Source organism: Roseisalinus antarcticus, assembly GCF_900172355.1.
In the GTDB taxonomy this organism is placed as follows: Bacteria; Pseudomonadota; Alphaproteobacteria; order Rhodobacterales; family Rhodobacteraceae; genus Oceanicola; species Oceanicola antarcticus_A.
On record NZ_FWFZ01000111.1, the window covers coordinates 1 to 1,688 of the forward strand.

General features: G+C 55.3%; 1 protein-coding gene. It reads right to left on the reverse strand.

What is annotated here, in order from left to right:
- Positions 1-230: 230 nt before the first annotated feature.
- Positions 231-1,592, reverse strand: a complete 1,362-nt coding sequence (locus ROA7023_RS23440) for an IS1380 family transposase (protein ID WP_085881344.1) — start codon at positions 1,590-1,592, stop codon at positions 231-233.
- Positions 1,593-1,688 lie beyond the last annotated feature (96 nt).

The window sequence follows — 1,688 nt, forward strand, 5'->3', positions numbered from 1 at the left end:
CCTGAATCGGTGACCTAACCCCTGCCAACCCATTTTACGGCCTCGATTTTCACAATGCCGCCGCAAAATCTCGTAGACGTCCCTGTCTAATCTCGTCGTTACACTAAACAGGCCCACATGCAGGGTTTTTAGGCCGGAATATAGCCCTCTGGGGCTCGTTCTGCCCACGGCTCTACCTGCCTGATTGCCACAGACACAACGGATTTCAGGGGTGTGGGCCGCTTGTTTCGCTATGTTGCTCTGAGCTGCGTGTAGTGGCGCTCAAACACTGCAAAACCGCTGTCATTCTGCCCCAAGCCCAGGAACCAGCGCCCGGCATGCTTGATCATGCGAGCGGCCTTGAACATCATCTCGTGCATCACCGTTTTGATGCGCCTGCGCTTGGCAACATGACGGACAGGCGCATCTGGCTCGTTGAGCGTGTTTTGCCCAATCATGCGCAGCAAATTCATCGCAACGGCCGCCAATTGGCACACCAGGTAGTTTGTATCAAACTTGCCAGAGGGCAGACGCTCCAGATCCATGTCGGTCTTGAACTCCGAATGAAACTGCTCATGCGTGGCATGCTCGCAGTACAGCGTAATGACCTCAGCCGGATCAATGCGCGCTGGCAGTGTGGTGGTCCAACCCTCCAGCATATACTCAGGCAGCAGCAAAGTGTTGCCATGCTTGTCAATGGTCCTCTCGGTCAAACGGTAGACCCGGCGTGCCGGGTTGGCCTGACTGCCGACATTGACCAAATCCAGAGGCTCTTGCCAGACGCACTCACGCTTACCAGTGCGATGCATCACCCACTGCGTCTCGGGGTCAGCGCTTCTTGCGGCAGCAATTGTCTCCACCGGTGCGCGGCGCGGGTTCCACTTGATGATGAAGGCAATCTCGCGCGCCAGCGTTTTGGCTTGCACGCTTATTTCCTGCATCAGCTTCAAGGAGCAAAAGCCTCCATCTGCGCGCACCAACAAAGGTGTAGGCACAAGGCTGGCTGCCATCGGCAAGGCGCGCTCAAAGTTGTATTCACTCTCGGATGCAGAATGCTGCACACCCGGGCGCAAAGCTAACTCCAGGCAATACCCCAAATTGCCCAGGTACACCGCAAAAGGGCAGTAGCCGTCCACGCCAGCGTAGGTACGCCCCACCAGCTCTTTTTTGGTCCCACTGTTGTCCATAGCAAAGGTATCGAGATCGACTGGGGTGTAGCCACAAGCCAGGGTGCCAAAATCAATGGGCTTGCCGTTGATGGTGCTCGAGAGCAATTCTTGGTTCAATTGAGCGGCCAGATCGAACCAAGAAGCCGCATGAGCATCCAGGCGCTGCCGTAAAGTCGGGCTCGAAGGCACGCTGTTCAGACCAAGGGCGCGCTTGAAGAAAGCGTTACCACGGAAGGTCTCGATGGCCTCAAAATCATTCTTGCCCAGACACAGAAGGCCAAGGTAACCTTTAATGACATCGCTGTTGGCGACACCAGAACGCACCGGAAACGCTGGATCGACTACAGCATTGGTCTTGATGCGCTTGAGATGCTTGCCGATCAGTGCCAGTCCGGCGTGGGAACTGAGAGCATAGGGCAGTTTCTTGACAATAAAGTCGGTCATCTGAGCTCACCTGCAGGGTTAATCTCAGATGAAGGCTAAGTGCTTTACCTCAATAGGTAAATCAACAAATGTCGACTGCGAAGTCACCGATTCAGG

What these genes read in the sequence shown, in the direction of transcription:
- ROA7023_RS23440 (WP_085881344.1), bottom strand. Translation starts at nt 1,592, where the DNA reads ATGACCGACTTTATTGTCAAGAAACTGCCCTATGCTCTCAGTTCCCAC.